This window comes from Halospina denitrificans, from assembly GCF_004364635.1.
Taxonomy (GTDB): domain Bacteria; phylum Pseudomonadota; class Gammaproteobacteria; order Pseudomonadales; family Oleiphilaceae; genus Halospina; species Halospina denitrificans.
Map to the genome: position 1 here is coordinate 626797 of NZ_SOAX01000002.1, position 16725 is coordinate 643521.

Below are 16725 nucleotides of genomic sequence, written 5' to 3' on the forward strand. Positions count from 1 at the left end.
GGCGTCAGAGCAACTCGATCCCGTCGATCCTGCGGAAATAGATGGGCTGGACCATCTCGCCACCATGAAGCTCCCGGCGCAGCTTGAGCCGTTGATCCTCGAGCGCCTCAACCCTCCCCACCACGGTACTACCGTCATTGAGTTCAACCACTACCCGCCGACCCATGTGCTTTGGTAGCTCCTTGATGCTGATCACGCTCGGCGTTTCAGGTTTGCTCTCCTCGGGTTCAGGCGTGGCCGACGGCGTTTCGGCCTCCGTGGAATCAGCATTCTCCCTGGCAAGGCTCTCCTGCTCCTCAATGTTGCCAAAGGCACTGCCTCCACGCTCCGCCTCCAGCTTCTTCTGCAGCTGGGCCAGATCCATACCGCCAGTCAGGGCGAAATCAAGCGGGCGCGACTCACCGCCGTTCGCGACAATCCGGGGGTCGAGACGATCATGGATCTCACCGCCATCCGGCTGCCCCATGAAACGAGCCAATTCCAGTGGCGGGCGGGGATCGAGCACCACCGAGAGGGTTTGCGGGTCATCGAGGTAGGTTTCATAGGCCGCCAGCACATTCTCTCCCGGCTCCAGGTGCAGTTTCTTCCAGTTGGCCTGCCAGGCGTCCAGGTGATGGCTGCGGAAAGCCTCCGCATCCATGCCCGCTTCCTGGGCACAGTAGTCCATAAAGCGGGAAGCATAGCCCCAGTCCTCAACATCAACCCGCGCCGAGCGCAGATTCACGGCCGCAAGCCCCATGGCTGCCGCCATCTGGGGATTCATGCTGGCGCCAGCGCCCTGCTCCGCCATGGCATTGGCGGCTTCCCTGTCGATACCCAGCTCCGCCGAGAAGCCGATGGAGTGCATCTCCTCGGTGCTGACGGTTCCGCTGAACTCAAAACGCTCGCCACCGCGCTTGATCCGGTACTCAAACAGAAGATCCGAGACCGTTGTGCCGTATCCCATGGCCGACATGTCGGCGAAAGTAAAGCGCGTGCGATCCCCGCAGCCAGCCGCGTCGAAGGCCGGAACGCGCGAACCGCTGGCTTCCATGTCCCTGGCAATGGCCTGCATGAGCTCACCGCCCAGATCCAGGTGGATTCCCTCGAACGCTACCTGGAGGTGGTCCGGCGGCTCACCCTGCTGCATGTCGTGGGTCATCGCGTAGAGGGTCCACAGGTTGCTGGTCTTCACCGCAATCCTGTCGACACGGTAGTTCTCATCGCTTTCATGAGGCTCAAACCGGACTTGATCGACCCTGGCGTCGCCAAAGGGTGTTACCGACACGTCGCCATAGGTCAGATTACCGAACATGGCCATTGCCGCGCTGGCCTGGTCCAGGTCCGAGCGGATCTCTTCCGCAATCATATAGTTGGCTACGAATACGCCCCCGCCAATCGCAACGACAGCGCCAATCAGAATGTATTTCATGGGAATGCCCCGGGATGCTGGATTTCCTGTACGCAGATATCACCACCCGACCCTGGATGGTCCAACTCTGCAGCCCTCAGGGAAGTCTAGACTAAATTTTCAGTAATGTTGGAAAACGACTCATTGCGGCAACCCTTTGCTCGGCGGGCAATTCGTGCGAATCTGGAAGAAAGTCATTGTGAGTGCCCCCAGGTGATAAGCAGTAACACCCCCACCCAGACCCGCTCCCTTGCGGACCGTTTACGCGCCGAAACCCGTCCCGAGCACAATGCCATCGAGACTGCGCTGGATCTGCCGCAATCCATTCAGGACGCCGGGGATTACACCAGGCTGCTCTCGGGGTTCCATGGATTCTATCTACCCCTGGAGCAGGCACTGCTGAGGCTGGACTGGGAGGGCACTGGAATTGACCTTAACGAACGCCTCAAGGCGCCGCTGATCAGGACCGATCTTGAAGCCTGTGGCGCCGATGCGGATTCAGTACCCCAGTGCCCCACTCTGCCACCCTGCTCCAGCCTGGCGGAGGGGTTCGGATGCCTGTATGTCATGGAGGGTGCCACCCTTGGCGGCGCGATGATCCATCGCGAACTCAGCACCCGCTTCGAGGACTGGCTGAGCGGCAAGGACCATTATTACCAGTGCTACGGGGAAAACCGTGGCTCGATGTGGCGCCAATTCAGACAGGCAGTGGACGGGTTTGGAGAGGGCTGCAGCAGCGCCGACCAGGACCGTGTAATCCATTCAGCCAGGGCAACATTCCGGGAACTCCAGCGCTGGCTAGAACGGTGAGGCAAAGGCATAGCGTTGACCCGGCCGGCCCTTGATGCTGTACATGGCCTCGTCCGCTGCCCGCAGCAGCGAATCCGGAGCTCCCCCGTCCAACGGGTGGATGGCGATGCCGATGCTGCAGGACAGGCGGATATCGTCATATTCAAACCGCAGGGATTCCAGTTCATTCACCAGCCGTTCGGCACAGGCCGCGCCGTCGTCACGGGCTGAATCCAGGTCCTTGAAGCCCTCGAGCAGGAAGACGAACTCGTCCCCTCCCACCCGCGCAACCGTATCCGCGTCGCGCAGCACATCATCAAAGCGCTGGGCCGCCGCCTGCAGGATCCGATCACCGACCTCGTGCCCATACTGGTCATTCACCGGCTTGAACCCATCCAGGTCCAGGAAAAGCACCACCACCTTTTCGTTGGTCCGCTTGGCCCGCCGGAAAACCTGCCGCAGGCGATCGTAAAGCAGGGCCCGGTTGGGGAGCTGGGTTAGCGCATCGTGGTTGGCACGATGGCGGAGAAGCCGCTCGACCTCCCCCGCCAGGTGGCGAGCCAGCCCGCTCATGAGCCGTTCGGCCGCCATGCGGTGGCCCTCGCTCCACGGGAGGCTGCAGCCCCGCACCTCTTTCTGCCAGGCTTCGAAGGAGCGACGCGGGTGAATGCGGGGAAGTTCGCCGTCGCTCTCAATCGTATGGTGCTCGTCCGGGTCGCCCGCCCAGGTTTCACTGCGCACCCGTTCAGCACGAAGGAAAAGCAGGGAATCATCGCGCCCGCTGGACAATCGGGCATAGAGGAACCCGCCCAACCAGTCACGGCGCGTCGGGTCGGTCAGCACCGGAATACGCTCGCCAATGCGGTCACTGAAAACCGGTGCCTCCTTGGCCTCCTCGGCCACCTCCTGTTCCACCAGGGTCATGGTGCCCGACGGCGCGTCCCGCCCCACGGCGATCTTCTGGCCATGCAGGCGCACGATCAGCGCGTCCGCCTCAAAGGCATCCAGCAGTTCCTCGCGCTGTTCCAGGGCCTCAAGAAGGCTTTTATCCTCATAATCCAGTTCGTTGAGGACGTGCCGCATACGGGCGGAGATCGCCTCAGCGTCGTCTTCCACCTCTTTCTGGATCGTGACCCTGAGGGCATCCCCGGTTACCTGGGCCATCATCTGGAGGTAGGAGCGCAGCATGGGGGAAACCTGATGCGCCGTTGCATGGTGGCACAGGATCATGCCCCACAGCCGGCCATCCACCATCAGCGACAGTGACAGGCTCGACCGCACGCCCATGTTGCGCATGTATTCGCGGTGGACGGGCGAGATGCTGCGAACGGCTGACCAGGTCATGTCCAGCGACTGCCCGGTTTGTGGGGCCAGCGGAACAGGCTCGTAGTCCACATCCGGCGTGTGACGGATGGGATTGACGGCATAGAGGGCCCTCGCCTGGGCAGGGATATCCGAGGCGGGGAAACAGTGGCCCAGGAACGAATTCTGGTCGCCCTGCCTGTTCTCCGCAATCACCTCGCCGTTCCAGTCCTTGTCAAAGCGATAGGCCATAACGTGCTGATAGCCGGTGCGGCGTGCCACTTCATCCACCGCGGCCTGGAGCACGCCCATGCTGGGCGCGATGGCGCGAAGCTCATAGAGAAAGCGCTCCAGGGAGCGGAAGTTCGTTGCGCTGGTTTCCGACCGGGCGGGGCAGGCTTCGGTCTCGATAACCAGACGGGTTCCGGAACGGTAGAAGGACACCATGGTGGGGATGGTGGCGCCGCCCCGGGCGGTCAGGTCGAGATCACACCGGTGGGGCGGGTAGGTCCCGGAAAGCTCCCCCGCCGCTTCCAGCTCGCGCAGGAGGGTCTCCGGCAACACATCATCCAGCAAATGCCCCACCGGGTCCGCAAGCTCAAGCCCCGGGTAGGCCCCAATGTTGGCGCTGACCTGAAGCACTTTCCGGGTTTGGGCGTCCGCAACCAGAATACATCCGTGCGGCTGTATCGCATCCGGGACCTGGATGGGTTCGTTCTCGCAGACGCTCAGGTCAACCTGAGTCTGATGCCTGGAATTCGCGCTCATTTCGCTTCCGTTACGACATGAATCTCACACTCAAGGATACAGCATGCCTGTGTGCCGGGATACATGGAAGCTGCTGCTTACCGCCACGGAGCTAGCGCCCCGCGCTCACCCTTCGCGGGCTTCGATGAGGAGCTCGATCATTCGCTGGTCACCGTTCATTATGGCCAGTTCCAGGGCGTTCTTTCCGGTTTCGGTTTCCCTTGGCGACAGGTCCGCGCCATGGGCGATCAGTAATTCAGCCGTGTCGTAATGGCCGTTCATGGCCGCCGCCATAAGGGCGGTAAACCCGATTTTTCCCCGGTTGTCCACTGCGGCGCCCTGGTCAATGAGCATCCTGACAACCTCTGTATGACCCTGGGACGCCGCACGCATCAGCGCAGTCCACTGGCAGTCGTCCTCGGCCTCGATCCGGGCGCCCCTGGCAAGCAGGTCCCTCACACGCGCCGCATTCCCCTCCTCGGCCGCCACGATCAAAGGCGTGCGCCCCCGGTTGTCACGGGCCTCAAGATCCTCACCGCTGAACATCACCAGGACAAAGGCACCCACCAGCGCCAGCGCCGCTACCACTCCCAGCGTTCCTGCCCAGCGCTCAAAAAACCTCATGCACAACCTCTCCCGGGGCCCCTGCCCGTCGTGACCAGATTAGCATCAGCGCCGGTCAAACCCGCATGACGAGGGTCAATGCCGGGCCTGCCAGAACTGATAAAACCAACCCCTGCAAGCCATTCAACACAATATTCCATATCAATCTATGCTTATAACCCAATTTGTGGTTAAATAAAAGCCAATTACCGGCCAAAGCCAGGAGGGACAACGATGCAAAGCCCAATCGTTAAACACTTTTTCGATGAACCAACCAACACCTTCAGCTACGTTGTGCAGGACCCGGACGGCTCCTCCTGCGCGATCATTGATTCCGTTCTGGATTTTGATTATGCGGCGGGGCGCACCGATGTGCGCTCCGCGGACGAGATCATCCAGTTCATTCAGGACAATGGACTGAAGGTCGAATGGATCCTGGAAACCCATGTCCACGCGGACCATCTATCCGCTGCGCCCTACCTCCACGAGAAGCTTGGCGGAAAGACCGGCATCGGCCAGAAGATCATCGAGGTCCAGGAAATCTTCGGCAAGGCGTTCAATGCCGGGACCGAGTTTGCCCGGGACGGGAGCCAGTTCGATCAACTGTTCAGCGAAGGCGACACCTTTGAGATCGGCAACCTGAAAGGCGAAGTCCTGCACACACCGGGCCATACACCGGCCTGCCTGACCTACGTGATTGGCGATGCCGCCTTTGTTGGCGACACCGTCTTTGCACCGGATGCCGGCACCGCCCGCTGCGACTTCCCCGGCGGTGACGCCCACACGCTTTTCCAGTCGGTGCAGAAGGTTCTCGCGCTGCCGGGCGAGACACGCCTTTTCCTCTGCCATGACTACAAGGCGCCGGGGCGTGATGAATTCGTCCACGAGACCACGGTGGCGGAGCAGCGCGAGCGCAATATTCACGTGCGCGAGGGTGTCAGCGAGGACGAGTTCGTGAAGATGCGAACCGAGCGTGATGCCACACTTGGGATGCCCCGCCTGATACTGCCCTCGGTGCAGGTCAACATGAGGGCCGGCGACATGCCGCCCGCCGAGGACAATGGCCAGGTCTATCTCAAGGTTCCCGTTAACCGTTTCTGAGGGGAGTCGCCAATGAATCTGCAAATCCTTGAACCCGGTTTCGCCATTGCGGATGCGCTCTCGCCCGAGGACCTTGAAACGGTCAGCAGACAGGGGTTCCGTACTGTCATCTGTAACCGCCGCCCCGGCGAAGCCGAGGATCACCCTGGTGAGGAGCCATTTTCCAGAGAGGCCGAGCGTCTCGGCCTCAACTGGGTCTGTATCCCGGTCGCCTCGGGTGAGTACTCGGAGGCTGACGTGGCCGCTTTCAGGCGCACCCTGGAAGAGGCGCCCAGCCCCATCCTCGCGTTCTGCCGCTCGGGCAGGCGCTCAACCCACCTGTGGGCCCAGGCCCGAGCGCAGCAGCCCCAGTGCAACATTCCCATGCTGCTCAAGGCGGCGCGTGAAGCGGGACAGGATCCGCAGCCAATCCGCAAGCTGTTGCAGGCGAGCGACGAGCAGGTAACCGACCCGGACACCCGATGATTCAAGGGCCAGCATGAAGGTAAACCGTTTCTCCAGATATTTTCCGATTCTGGATTGGCTCCAGGACTATACCACCGAGACCTTTGTCCGCGATGCCCTGGCCGCGGTGATCGTCACCCTGATGCTGGTCCCGCAGGCACTCGCCTACGCCATGCTTGCAGGTCTTCCGGCGGAGGTTGGCCTCTACGCGAGCATGATTCCGCTGGTTGTCTATGCCCTGTTCGGCACCAGTGCGACACTCGCCGTGGGCCCGGTTGCTGTTGCCTCCCTCATGACCGCATCCGCGCTGGGTGGCGTTGCCGAAGTCGGGTCGCCGGAATATGTGGGGGCCGCGCTGGTGCTGGCAGCACTCTCCGGCCTGGTTCTGTTCGGCATGGGGCTGCTGCGCCTCGGGTTTCTCGCCAACTTTCTCAGCCACCCGGTCATCTCGGGTTTCGTGACCGCCTCGGGAATCCTGATTGCCACCAGCCAGGTCGGCAAGATCCTGGGCATTGAAAGTGGTGGAAGCAATCTCCTCGAGATGGGCCATGACATGTGGCAGACCCTTGGAGCGATCAACCCCCTGACGCTGGTTGTTGGCCTCGGGGCGCTGATCTATCTCTATCTCTGCCGCAATTACCTCAAGAATCTACTGATGAAACTGGGCCTGTCGGAGCGCTTGTCCGACCTGATCACCAAGGCGGCGCCTGTATCCTCGGTCATCATCACGACCGTCGCGGCCTGGTTCTTCAACCTCAGCGCCCATGGCGTTGCCCTTGTGGGCAAGGTTCCCTCGGGGCTGCCAAGTGTTGGCCTTCCGCCACTGGACCCCAGCCTCTGGGCGACCCTGGTGCCAGCGGCAGTCCTTATCAGCCTGGTCGGATTCGTGGAATCCGTCTCCGTGGCCCAGACCCTGGCTGCAAAACGACGCCAGCGGATCAACCCCAACTCCGAGCTGATTGCTCTGGGGCTCGCGAATGTGGGTGCGGGAATTGGAGGCGGCGCTCCGGTCTCGGGTGGCTTTTCCCGGTCGGTGGTGAATTTCGAGGCAGGCGCCCGGACCCCCGTGGCCGGGGCACTGACCGCTATCGGGATCACCTTTGCAACGCTTACGTTAACCGGCTTCCTCGCTTTCCTTCCGAAGGCCACCCTTGCCGCGATCATCATCATAGCGGTGGGCACACTCATCGATTTCGCCGCAGTCCGGCGCACGCTTGCCTACTCCAGGGCCGATGCAACGGCGATGATTGCGACCATTGTGCTGACCCTGGCCCACGGCGTGGAATTGGGCATCCTGGTCGGCGTGGCTGCATCACTCGGCCTGCACCTCTATCGCACCAGCCAACCGCACAGCGCGGTGGTGGGCCGCATTCCGGGCACCGAACACTTCCGCAACATCAATCGCTTTGATGTGGAAACCGACGACAAAATCACCATCCTTCGGGTCGACGAAAGCCTGTATTTCGCGAACGCCCGCTACCTTGAGGACACCGTCCTGGAGCTGAGCTCGGAAAATACCAGCGTCCAGGATTTCGTGCTGGCCTGCCAGGCGGTCAACGAAATTGATGCCTCGGCACTGGAAAGCCTGGAGGCCATTAACCGGCGCCTCCAGGAGGCCGGGATCAGGCTCCATCTCGCTGAAGTCAAAGGCCCCGTGATGGACCGTCTGCGCACGACGCCGTTCTGCCAGGAGCTGACAGGCGAGATCTTCCTCAGCACTTACGAGGCCTGGACGACGCTCAGACAACAGAAGTCAGCCGTTGGAGCCATGAGTTCCGCTTGAACGTAATGCTTTAAAACTATTTATGCTATATATAGAACCATATTCTATAAATGGGTCGGAACGGTTATCATAAATACATGAAAAGAAAGGGCAATCGCCCGCTTTTCTGTTGCTCCATTCACATCCTTACGCGAGAGGCAAAGCAATCATGACACTTCGACTTGGCGATACCGCACCTGATTTCACCGTGGACAGCACCGCGGGAACCATCAACTTCCATGACTGGATTGGGGATTCCTGGGTGTTTTTCTTCAGCCATCCGGCTGACTTCACGCCAGTCTGCACCACTGAAATGGGTCGTACCGCCCAACTGGCCGAACAGTTTGCCGCACGCAACGTTAAGCCGCTGGGCCTCTCGACCGACTCGACTGAAGAGCACCTGCGGTGGATTGAAGACGTGAATGACACCCAGCACACGAACCTGGAGTTCCCCATCGTTGCCGATGCCGACTGTGAAGTCGCCCAGCTGTACGACATGATTCACCCGGGCGAAAGTGAGACCTCCGCGGTTCGCAGCGTCTTCATCATTGACCCGAACAAGAAGATCCGCCTGACAATGACCTACCCGATGACCGTGGGGCGGAACTTCGACGAGATCCTCCGTGCGATCGACGCACTGCAGACAAGCGATGAGTACACCTGCGCCCTGCCCGCCGACTGGCGCAAGGGTGGCGAGGTGATCATTCCGCCTTCCATCTCCAATGAAGAGGCCAGGGAAAAGTTCCCGAACGGTTGGGAAGAGCTTCGTCCCTATCTGCGCCTGACCAAAGTCTGATACCGGAAAGGCAATAAAAAACCGGGCCCGAGGGCCCGGTTTTTTGTGGTTGATCGTTTAGTGAATCAATCCCAGGCGGCGCCTTCAAGCGTATCCAAAGGAATCTTGATATAGCGCCGGCCATTGCTTTCAGGCTCCGGAAGCCGACCGCCCCGGGTATTGACCTGCAGTGCATGCAGGATCAGCTTGGGCATCGGCAGCTCACTGTCGCGCTTGTTTCGAAGCGCCACGTAGTCTTCCTCCGTGGTTCCCACCAGATGCGGGTTCTTCTGTTTCTGCTCACCCACCGTGCTCTCCCATTCAGGCTCGCGACCGCCGGGCATGTAGTCGTGGCCGGTAAACACGCGGGTCTCATCGGGCAGCGCCAGGATATCCTGGATGGACTGCCATAACTGGTGCGCATCGCCGCCGGGGAAGTCCGCTCGGGCGGTGCCGAAATCAGGCTGGAACAGGGTGTCGTGCACAAAGGCGGCATCACCCAGCACGTAGGTAATCGACGCCAGGGTATGCCCCGGGGAGAACAGTACCTGCCCCCTCAGGTTGCCCACGGAGAACTCGTCACCGGCACGGAAGAGCTGGTCCCACTGGCGGCCATCAGCCGGGAAATCCGGCCAGTTGTAGATGCCTTTCCAGAGTTCCTGGACGTCCGTGACATAACCACCGATGGCCTTGGGCGCGCCGGTCTGCTCACTGAGGTAATGGGCCGCCGAGAAGTGGTCCGCGTGGGGGTGGGTATCCAGGATCCACTGGACGTCGAGATTGTGCTCGCGCACGTACGCCAGCAGTTCATCGGCGTGGTGCGTGGCCGTGGCGCCGGACTTCTCATCGTAGTCCAGCACGGGGTCGATGATGGCGCACTGGTCTGTCTCTGGATCACTGACGATGTATTGCACGCTGAACGTGCGCGGGTCATAGAACCCAGCCACATTGGGTGACTGTTTTCCGTTGGACTCGGAAAGCTGGAAGGTTCTCATGGTTTCTCCTGTTGCCTGTGCGTATCGATTAATTTCATTTTGTTCTTACGTTATAACCATTCTACTCAATAAATCGATTGGCCACAGGCATGCCTCCCATTCGAAAAATCTATCGATGAAAAATTCCGTATAGCCTCACTCTTCAAATAACGACCAAGCTATATATAACGTTTCAATCTATCGTTATGCACGTTAATTTGGTACTGTTTGAGCAATATCAAGGCGGAAAAGTGAGGCTCTCCAGCATGAGTAGTTTGAGTAAAGGCTCAACGGGTTCTTCCGAAAAAAAACACAACGTTGTCATCGTCGGCGGCGGCGCTGCCGGGATATCGGTCGCTTCAAGCCTTCGCAAGCGGGACCGCTCATTGGATATTGCGGTTGTTGAGCCGGAATCCGTCCACCATTATCAGCCCGGCTGGACAATGGTGGGGGGCGGTGTCTTCCGGCCCGAAAGCACATCCAAGCCCATGCGCACCGTGATGCCGAAATTCGTCCACTGGTACCAGAACACTGTCGCTTCCGTTGATCCTGAACGGAACCAGGTCCAGTTGAAGGATGGCTCAAACTTGGCTTATGACGCGCTGGTGCTTGCTCCAGGCCTGGAGTTGAACTGGGGCGCCATTGATGGCCTTGAGGAAACCATCGGAAAGAATGGAGTAACCTCAAACTACAGGCTGGGCTGCGCCGAATACACCTGGCAACTGGTCCAGTCGCTGAAAGGGGGCCGGGCCCTGTTCACCCAACCGCCGATGCCCATCAAGTGCGCCGGGGCTCCCCAGAAAGCCATGTACCTGTCATCGGATCACTGGCTGAGGAGCGGCGCTATTGGCAACATTGACGTGCAATTCCATAACGCGGGTGCCGTGCTATTTGGCGTGAGCGATTACGTGCCCGCCCTTGAAGAGTATATCCGTCGGTACAACATCGGCCTTAACTTCCAGAGCAACCTGGTTGCCGTGGACGGTCCGGCAAAGAAAGCCACATTCCGCGTGACGGACGGGGAAGGCAACAGCTGGGACCGTGAGGTCGAGTTCGATATGCTCCACGCCGTTCCACCCCAGCGCGCGCCGGCGTTTATACGGGATTCCGTGCTGGCGAATGATGCCGGATGGCTCAACCTGGAGGATGACACCCTTCGCCACAGGAATTACCCCAATGTCTTTGGGCTGGGGGATGCAAGCGGAACCTCCAATGCAAAGACGGCGGCAGCGGTGCGCAAACAGGCGCCTGTGGTGGCCGAGAACCTTGTATCGACGCTGCACAGCAAGCCGATGAAAGCGGCTTACCTCGGTTACGGCTCCTGTCCGCTCACCGTTGAAAAGGGGCGTATCGTGCTGGCTGAATTCGGGTACGGTGGCCAGCTGCAACCCACCTTCCCCAGGTGGATCAATGACGGCACCAGGGCGACCCGGGCAGCCTGGTTCCTGAAGGCCAAGCAACTGCCGGCGCTCTATTGGTATTTCATGCTGAAAGGCCTGGAATGGTTGGCCAAACCGGCAGCGCGGGGCTAGGGGGGTCAGGGCCTGATCACGCCTCTGTGGCGCAGGGCTTCCCGGAACCGTTCGGCACGCGCCTCGTTGACACCCATATCGCTGATTCCCAGCATCGCCGCTGAACGCACCGCCAGGCGCTCTGCGCCCGATTCCGGAACCGGTTGGGGCTGGGCCAGCACCTCGAAGTAGTCAACGAAGCCGAACAGATCGCTGTAAGCCTTGGCATAAAGGTAATGCCTGGATTCATCTTCCTCGACGATGCTGGTATTTGGCAGCTCAGCCACGGCCTGCCTGACCTCGGGCCAGGCCTGATCCACGGGCATGGCAAGCTCAAAGGCCGGGATAGCGTGCATGGAGCCTTCTTCCGCCTCAGTGGATACGCAGTTTGGAAGTGATGGGCATTCGCTCAGTGTGAGCTCGCCGCTTCCCATTTCCAGCGGTGACGTGGTCATGCAGCCCTGGAGCCCAGCGCCAACGAAGGCCATCAGCAGAAGCCTCCTGGCTGCACTACTGCCCGGGATTGCACTGAATGTACTCGCCTGTCTCTCCATGTTGTCTCCGGTTTCCTGTGATAAGGGAATCTGTTGGGTTATTGCACCTGGCTCAACCGCGCCAGGATGGCATCGCAGACCTGTTGCTGCGTCCGACCGTTGCCATCAACCGTCAGGTCTGCATATTGCTGATAGAGTGCGAGGCGCTCACCGAAAAGCTCATCAAGTGTCTGATCCGGGCGCTTGGATATGCCGCGAAGGCTGTAATCACCAATCCGCTGCCTGATTGAGGCCAGCGATACGTCGAGAAAGACGATAACGCCGTCTTTTCCGAGGTGCTCCATGGCCCTGTGGCTGTAGACCGCACTGCCGCCCGTGGCGATCACGTGATCGGACACCGCCAGTGAGCTCAGCACCCGCTCCTCCTCATCACGCAACGCCTCATAGCCGCGCGTGTTGACGATCTGCTGCAGGGTGCAGCCGGTACTGCTCTGGATCAGCAGGTCCGTATCCACAAAGCCTTTTCCGCTTGCCTTGGCCAGCAGGACCCCAACCGTGCTTTTGCCGGAGCCCGGCATCCCGATCAGAACGATGTTGCTTTTATCTGCCATGACGGCTGCACCTCAGGCGGCGTCTCAGGGAGACCTTCATGGTAACCCCATTCCAGGATACCCATTAAGCACGGATTGGTCGCGGACCCACGGATTGTCGTACGCATAGAGATGGGCACGAGACCAGAACCAGCTTGACTTGCTCCATTAATCAGCGGGAATCTAGACAAATGGACATGCACAGAATATACAGAGCCATTGCCGGTTGGCGCCCCTTGATCCGTCGCAGCCCCCTAGTCCTGACGGCTGCCGCAATATTGCTGTTAACAGCGCTCCCCGCCCAGGCCGCCCGCCCTTCAACCATTGTCACCTGGAAAGACTGGGGGCCCTATGTTGGCAAGCAGCTTCCGGACCGGGGCATTGCAAGCGCCATTGCCAGGGAGGCATTCGCCCCGATTGACAAGGATGTCTCAGTCCAGTTTCGGCCTTGGAATCGTGCCTATCGAGAGGCCCGCAAGGGAATGCACCTCGGGGCATTCCCTTACGCCTACAACGAGGAGCGCGCCGAGGACTTCCTGTTCACGGCCCCCCTCTTCACGACGTCCATCCGTCTGTTCGCAACACGCAAACACATCGAGCCGAATACGCGGTTGAAGGCAATTAAGGACCCCAGCGTCTGCTTACCCCAGGGTTATAACACCCGTGTCGCGGAAAGCCTTTTCAAGCAGACCCGTCTCGTGATCAAGCGCCCCAGGGCCATGGTGAACTGCATGCACATGCTCAGGTTTGGCCGCGTGGATCTGGTGCTTGTCTCGGAGCGCGTGGGCGAATTCATCATCAACCACGAACAGGAGCTGGCTCATGAGGACTTCTTCATCCTGAGCCGCACTATCGAGACCCCTGTTCACATCATGGTGTCCAGAGCGCTTCCAGACCCGCAATCAGTGGTCAGCACACTGAATGAACAGATTGCACGCATGAAAGCCAACGGTCGCATCCAGTCCGTGTTCGACCGCTTCGATGCCAATTCAGCGCAGTAGCGCCCTTCAAAGCTCATCCACATTGGCGAGCAGCTGGTCGGCATGCGCCAGCACTGGGGTTCGCTGTTACTCAAGGGCGAAAGTGACGCGCACCTCGGCTTGCGCACTCACCTCACCCGCCTCGAATTCATCCGGCTCACTGGCGCTCTCCCTGGTGTCAGCGGCCATCATCATGGGGCGCGGTCCGGGCTGTGATACCTGTTGCTCTTTGATCGAAATCACCTGCCCGAGTTCACGGCCGGCGCTTTCCGCCAGGGAGCCGGCACGTCGGCGGGCGCTGCGGAAGGCCCCGGCCAGCGCCTGCTGCTCAGCGGTATCGCCCTCCTCCAGCCGGAAGTTCGCTACGGAAAGCCTCTGGGGCGAAGCCTCGGACAGTCGGGCGGTCCACTCCCCCAGCTCGCCAACCGGCAGCGCCAACAACTCAACAGTGCGCGTTGCCTGGTAGCCCGCCAGGCTCCGTTCACCCTCGTCCCACCGGTACTGCGGGGAAACAGACAGGGAGCGCGCCTGCAGTTCCGCACCTTCAGGCAATGAACCCCGCAATTCCTCGATCAAGGGATTCACCTTCGCCCGCAGGCGCTCACTGGCCTCGTAGGCGCCATCAGCCGTCACCTCAAACCCCAGGTGCAGATCCGCCAGTTCCGCGGGCAGCGTGATTTCACCGGTGCCGCTCACTTCGACGCTATGCGTTTCGGCGCCCTTGTCTCCGCTGCAGCCCACCAGCATCACCACGGCAGCAACCACCATAACCAATCGGTGACTCATACTTCCTCCTCATGAAATCCCTTTTGCCCGATCACGGACCGGACCAGTTCCGCCATGCCCCGACAGTCCGCCAGGGCGCGATGGGGTGGCTCGAACCGCGATAGCGCCTCCCCGATTTCAATGGCATAACGGCTGCAGTAGATGGTTTCCAGTTGCTGGAGCCGCACCGGGTTATGGCTACCAACAGCCCCGAACAGCCGGCGCAGCCAGAAATCATCGAATGGCACCGCATCCGAAAACACCTCCTCCCCGCCCAGCCGCTGTTCAAGCTCACGCGCCACCGTCACAACATCCTGACCTTCACGCAGCAGCTCATCACGCGAGATGCCGTGGATCGCCTCCTCGGCATAATCATCCCAGTCCTCCCAGTCGCCCGCTGTCTCCGGATTGATAAACACACTCCAGGACTGCTCGCCGTCCAGCGAACACCAGGCGATCTCAATGGGATAGGACTCGGGGCCCAGGCCGCTGGCTTCAATATCGAGAATATACATGGAACAACCGTCCTTCAGCTTGCCCGTATCATGACTCATCAGTCGCGCAGGACGAAGCTCGCCCCTTCAGCACCCGACTTGGTATCCTACGGGCCTTCAAGGTACCAATACCAGACGCCATTACATTGAAATGCCAGGGACGGCGCCATGAATTTCCGAATCGTCAGCCCATTACGCAATATTGAAACCTTTGCTCGCGGTCAGGGTATACATGAGCTGGCTCGGCTGAAAAAGGTCTACGGACCTGGCAATTGGAGAAAGCGTAAGGGCCATGCGATAATCGAACTGGAATCTGGCGCCAGGGCTTTTGCGGAACTTCACTGGTACGAAGCTCACGGAATCGGCAGAAAAGAATTCAAGATTAAACGATTACTGGACTGACACGATGAGTCATCATTTCGCCATGTGTCTGAAAAACGAAGGCTACGAAGCGTCTCTGGAACCGCGCAAGCTCTATGAAGTACTTCCGGATGCCAGCGCCGAGAAACAGGAAATGATCCGCGTGGTCGATGAGTCAGGTGAAGATTACCTCTATCCGGCCTCATGGTTCATACGGATGCCATTGCCCGAGAGCGTTGAGCAGCAAATTGCCTCCTCTTTCTGAATCCAGGCTCAAGCCAGAGTTGCCGAACCGGGGATCGCTCACCCATCGCGGCGGATTTCCCGCGCGATAACCACCATTTCCCTCTTGCTCACCGCCACGGCGCCCCGGGCAATGGCCCGTTGTCGCTGCTCCGCCGTGATGTCGTAATGGGGGTGGCGCTCAACGCCGTCGAACCAGAGTACGTTCACCCCGAGTTGCCGGGCAAATTCATGGAGTTCGCTGAGATAATCAGCGCTCATGTGGTAGCGGCGCTTCTGGCGCCACCAGATTCCGGCATCATCTACATAAACCGCCAAGCAACTCCCCCTTCCCGCTCAACAAGGCTCTTCACCGGTACTATGCCTTCCCGGCTTCCTTGAGCCCAGAGGATAATGGCTGGCTGATCGTCAGTCACGGCGTTACAGTGGATTCAGGCGTATAGCGGAGCTCACCTGTGAGGCGACCATGAAAAAACTGAAAAATGAAAAAGAGATGGTCAAGAAAGCCATTGATGAAGGCATGAAGTATGGCGAAAACCGGGGTGTTGTGGAGTTCGAGGCCACGGATTCCCAGGAGGAGAAAATCGAGTACATTTACCGACTCCTGGTGCACGACAACGTGATCCAGCCCATTCCGGAAGACCAGATCTCGCAGAAGGCCATGAAGCACAAGCTGGCGATCTGGGCCTCCAAGCTCAAGTAAACCGGGTATTCACCGCGACGTATTGCACGAAGCCCGCCTATTGTTCGTACAGGGTTGGTACTGGATTGGAAAAGGAGCGACACCATGCAGGAGGACCGCTTAACCTGGCTGCTTCGAAAGGGGATGCTTGCCCTGCCCGTCATACTGGTTCTGGCACTGGCACGGTGCGGCGGTGACACGGCCGGTAGTGGCGAAGAGACCACCACCGAAGAGTCAAGTGAACCAAACGCAAGCCAGCAGGCTACTGAGCCGGAGCCGGAGCCGGAGCCGGAGAAACAGGACACCCAGGCGCAGACCGGGGACTCAACAAAGAAACGGGACCCGGAGGAATTCACTGCCGGCGAGATCAAGGCCGCGATGCGCGAGCACATTGAAAACCGCACGCAGATGGGCAACCCCGGCGTATTCGAGATCACGGACCCGCGAACCAGCCAGACGCTCGAGCTCCGTTTCCAGAAGATCCATGACCCGGTGCGCACCATGGGCGATGGCCATTACTTCGCGTGCACCAACTTCGCCGCCATTGGTGATCCCTACAAGACCTATGACCTGGATTTCTGGCTACAGGTCCATGACGGTGAGCTGGTGGTCTATGAGGAGAACGTCCACAAGCTGCCCGTGCATGAGCATGGCGAATGGGTCCAGCAACCGCGCTATAACTTCGTGAATGACCGGATCAACCTGCTCCGGTAGCCGCC

20 protein-coding genes are annotated in these 16725 nt (G+C 59.9%); 11 read left to right on the forward strand and 9 right to left on the reverse strand.

Annotated elements, in window-relative coordinates; translation table 11 throughout:
* Positions 1-4 precede the first annotated feature (4 nt).
* The gene (locus tag DES49_RS06520; protein WP_133735566.1) at positions 5-1411 is read right to left on the reverse strand and encodes a hypothetical protein; all 1407 of its coding nucleotides are present in this window, start codon (positions 1409-1411) and stop codon (positions 5-7) included.
* A 192-nt stretch (positions 1412-1603) separates the two neighbouring features.
* Here DES49_RS06520 and DES49_RS06525 point away from each other — a divergent pair, with 192 nt between their 5' ends.
* Positions 1604-2200, forward strand: a complete 597-nt coding sequence (locus DES49_RS06525) for a biliverdin-producing heme oxygenase (RefSeq protein ID WP_166646011.1) — start codon at positions 1604-1606, stop codon at positions 2198-2200.
* Here DES49_RS06525 and DES49_RS06530 read toward each other — a convergent pair.
* Positions 2189-4249, reverse strand: coding sequence for a bifunctional diguanylate cyclase/phosphodiesterase (locus tag DES49_RS06530; RefSeq protein WP_133735568.1), 2061 nt, complete (start codon positions 4247-4249; stop codon positions 2189-2191). The genes DES49_RS06525 and DES49_RS06530 overlap by 12 nt on opposite strands.
* A 105-nt stretch (positions 4250-4354) precedes the next feature.
* The gene (locus DES49_RS06535) at positions 4355-4852 is read right to left on the reverse strand and encodes an ankyrin repeat domain-containing protein (RefSeq protein ID WP_133735569.1); all 498 of its coding nucleotides are present in this window, start codon (positions 4850-4852) and stop codon (positions 4355-4357) included.
* Positions 4853-5065: 213 nt separating this feature from the next.
* Between DES49_RS06535 and DES49_RS06540 the strand changes: the two genes are divergently transcribed.
* From DES49_RS06540 to DES49_RS06555, 4 genes are all read left to right on the forward strand, one after another.
* Positions 5066-5932, forward strand: coding sequence for an MBL fold metallo-hydrolase (locus tag DES49_RS06540; RefSeq protein WP_133735570.1), 867 nt, complete (start codon positions 5066-5068; stop codon positions 5930-5932).
* 12 nt (positions 5933-5944) lie between these two features.
* Positions 5945-6397, forward strand: a complete 453-nt coding sequence (locus DES49_RS06545; protein ID WP_133735571.1) for a protein tyrosine phosphatase family protein — start codon at positions 5945-5947, stop codon at positions 6395-6397.
* Positions 6398-6410: 13 nt separating this feature from the next.
* Entirely contained in the window at positions 6411-8159 is a 1749-nt protein-coding gene (locus DES49_RS06550; RefSeq protein ID WP_133735572.1) for a SulP family inorganic anion transporter, read from the forward strand.
* A 148-nt stretch (positions 8160-8307) separates the two neighbouring features.
* The gene (locus DES49_RS06555; RefSeq protein WP_133735573.1) at positions 8308-8934 is read left to right on the forward strand and encodes a peroxiredoxin; all 627 of its coding nucleotides are present in this window, start codon (positions 8308-8310) and stop codon (positions 8932-8934) included.
* Positions 8935-8999: 65 nt separating this feature from the next.
* Here the strand turns inward: DES49_RS06555 and DES49_RS06560 are convergent, their stop codons facing one another.
* Positions 9000-9908: an MBL fold metallo-hydrolase gene (locus tag DES49_RS06560; protein ID WP_133735574.1), complete on the reverse strand. Its 909-nt coding sequence runs from the start codon at positions 9906-9908 to the stop codon at positions 9000-9002.
* A gap of 245 nt (positions 9909-10153) precedes the next feature.
* Here DES49_RS06560 and DES49_RS06565 point away from each other — a divergent pair, with 245 nt between their 5' ends.
* Positions 10154-11419 (forward strand): NAD(P)/FAD-dependent oxidoreductase, encoded by a 1266-nt coding sequence (locus tag DES49_RS06565; RefSeq protein WP_133735575.1) that lies wholly within the window; start codon positions 10154-10156, stop codon positions 11417-11419.
* Between the two features lie 5 nt (positions 11420-11424).
* Here DES49_RS06565 and DES49_RS06570 read toward each other — a convergent pair whose 3' ends face one another.
* Both DES49_RS06570 and DES49_RS06575 read right to left on the reverse strand, forming a co-directional pair.
* On the reverse strand, positions 11425-11886 hold the full coding sequence (locus DES49_RS06570; RefSeq protein ID WP_166646012.1) for a DUF1499 domain-containing protein: 462 nt from the start codon (positions 11884-11886) through the stop codon (positions 11425-11427).
* 104 nt (positions 11887-11990) lie between these two features.
* Positions 11991-12503, reverse strand: coding sequence for a shikimate kinase (locus DES49_RS06575; protein WP_133735577.1), 513 nt, complete (start codon positions 12501-12503; stop codon positions 11991-11993).
* Positions 12504-12673: 170 nt separating this feature from the next.
* On the opposite strand from DES49_RS06575, the gene DES49_RS06580 reads away from it, so the two are divergent.
* On the forward strand, positions 12674-13483 hold the full coding sequence (locus tag DES49_RS06580) for a substrate-binding periplasmic protein (protein ID WP_133735578.1): 810 nt from the start codon (positions 12674-12676) through the stop codon (positions 13481-13483).
* Positions 13484-13549: 66 nt separating this feature from the next.
* Here the strand turns inward: DES49_RS06580 and DES49_RS06585 are convergent, their stop codons facing one another.
* Positions 13550-14248, reverse strand: a complete 699-nt coding sequence (locus DES49_RS06585; RefSeq protein WP_133735579.1) for an SIMPL domain-containing protein — start codon at positions 14246-14248, stop codon at positions 13550-13552.
* Positions 14245-14781 (reverse strand): 3'-5' exonuclease, encoded by a 537-nt coding sequence (locus DES49_RS06590; protein ID WP_133735580.1) that lies wholly within the window; start codon positions 14779-14781, stop codon positions 14245-14247. The genes DES49_RS06585 and DES49_RS06590 overlap by 4 nt, the downstream gene beginning before the upstream one ends.
* Before the next feature lie 108 nt (positions 14782-14889).
* Here DES49_RS06590 and DES49_RS06595 point away from each other — a divergent pair, with 108 nt between their 5' ends.
* Positions 14890-15123, forward strand: coding sequence for a hypothetical protein (locus DES49_RS06595; protein WP_133735581.1), 234 nt, complete (start codon positions 14890-14892; stop codon positions 15121-15123).
* A 4-nt stretch (positions 15124-15127) separates the two neighbouring features.
* Positions 15128-15346 carry a hypothetical protein gene (locus DES49_RS06600; RefSeq protein ID WP_133735582.1) on the forward strand — a complete coding sequence of 73 codons (219 nt, stop codon included), beginning with the start codon at positions 15128-15130 and terminating at the stop codon, positions 15344-15346.
* 38 nt (positions 15347-15384) lie between these two features.
* Here DES49_RS06600 and DES49_RS06605 read toward each other — a convergent pair whose 3' ends face one another.
* The gene (locus DES49_RS06605) at positions 15385-15642 is read right to left on the reverse strand and encodes a DUF4031 domain-containing protein (protein ID WP_133735583.1); all 258 of its coding nucleotides are present in this window, start codon (positions 15640-15642) and stop codon (positions 15385-15387) included.
* 148 nt (positions 15643-15790) lie between these two features.
* On the opposite strand from DES49_RS06605, the gene DES49_RS06610 reads away from it, so the two are divergent.
* Together DES49_RS06610 and DES49_RS06615 are read left to right on the forward strand one after the other, a co-directional pair.
* Positions 15791-16027 (forward strand): DUF5062 family protein, encoded by a 237-nt coding sequence (locus DES49_RS06610; RefSeq protein WP_133735584.1) that lies wholly within the window; start codon positions 15791-15793, stop codon positions 16025-16027.
* 84 nt (positions 16028-16111) lie between these two features.
* Positions 16112-16720, forward strand: a complete 609-nt coding sequence (locus DES49_RS06615; RefSeq protein WP_133735585.1) for a hypothetical protein — start codon at positions 16112-16114, stop codon at positions 16718-16720.
* Positions 16721-16725: the final 5 nt, after the last annotated feature.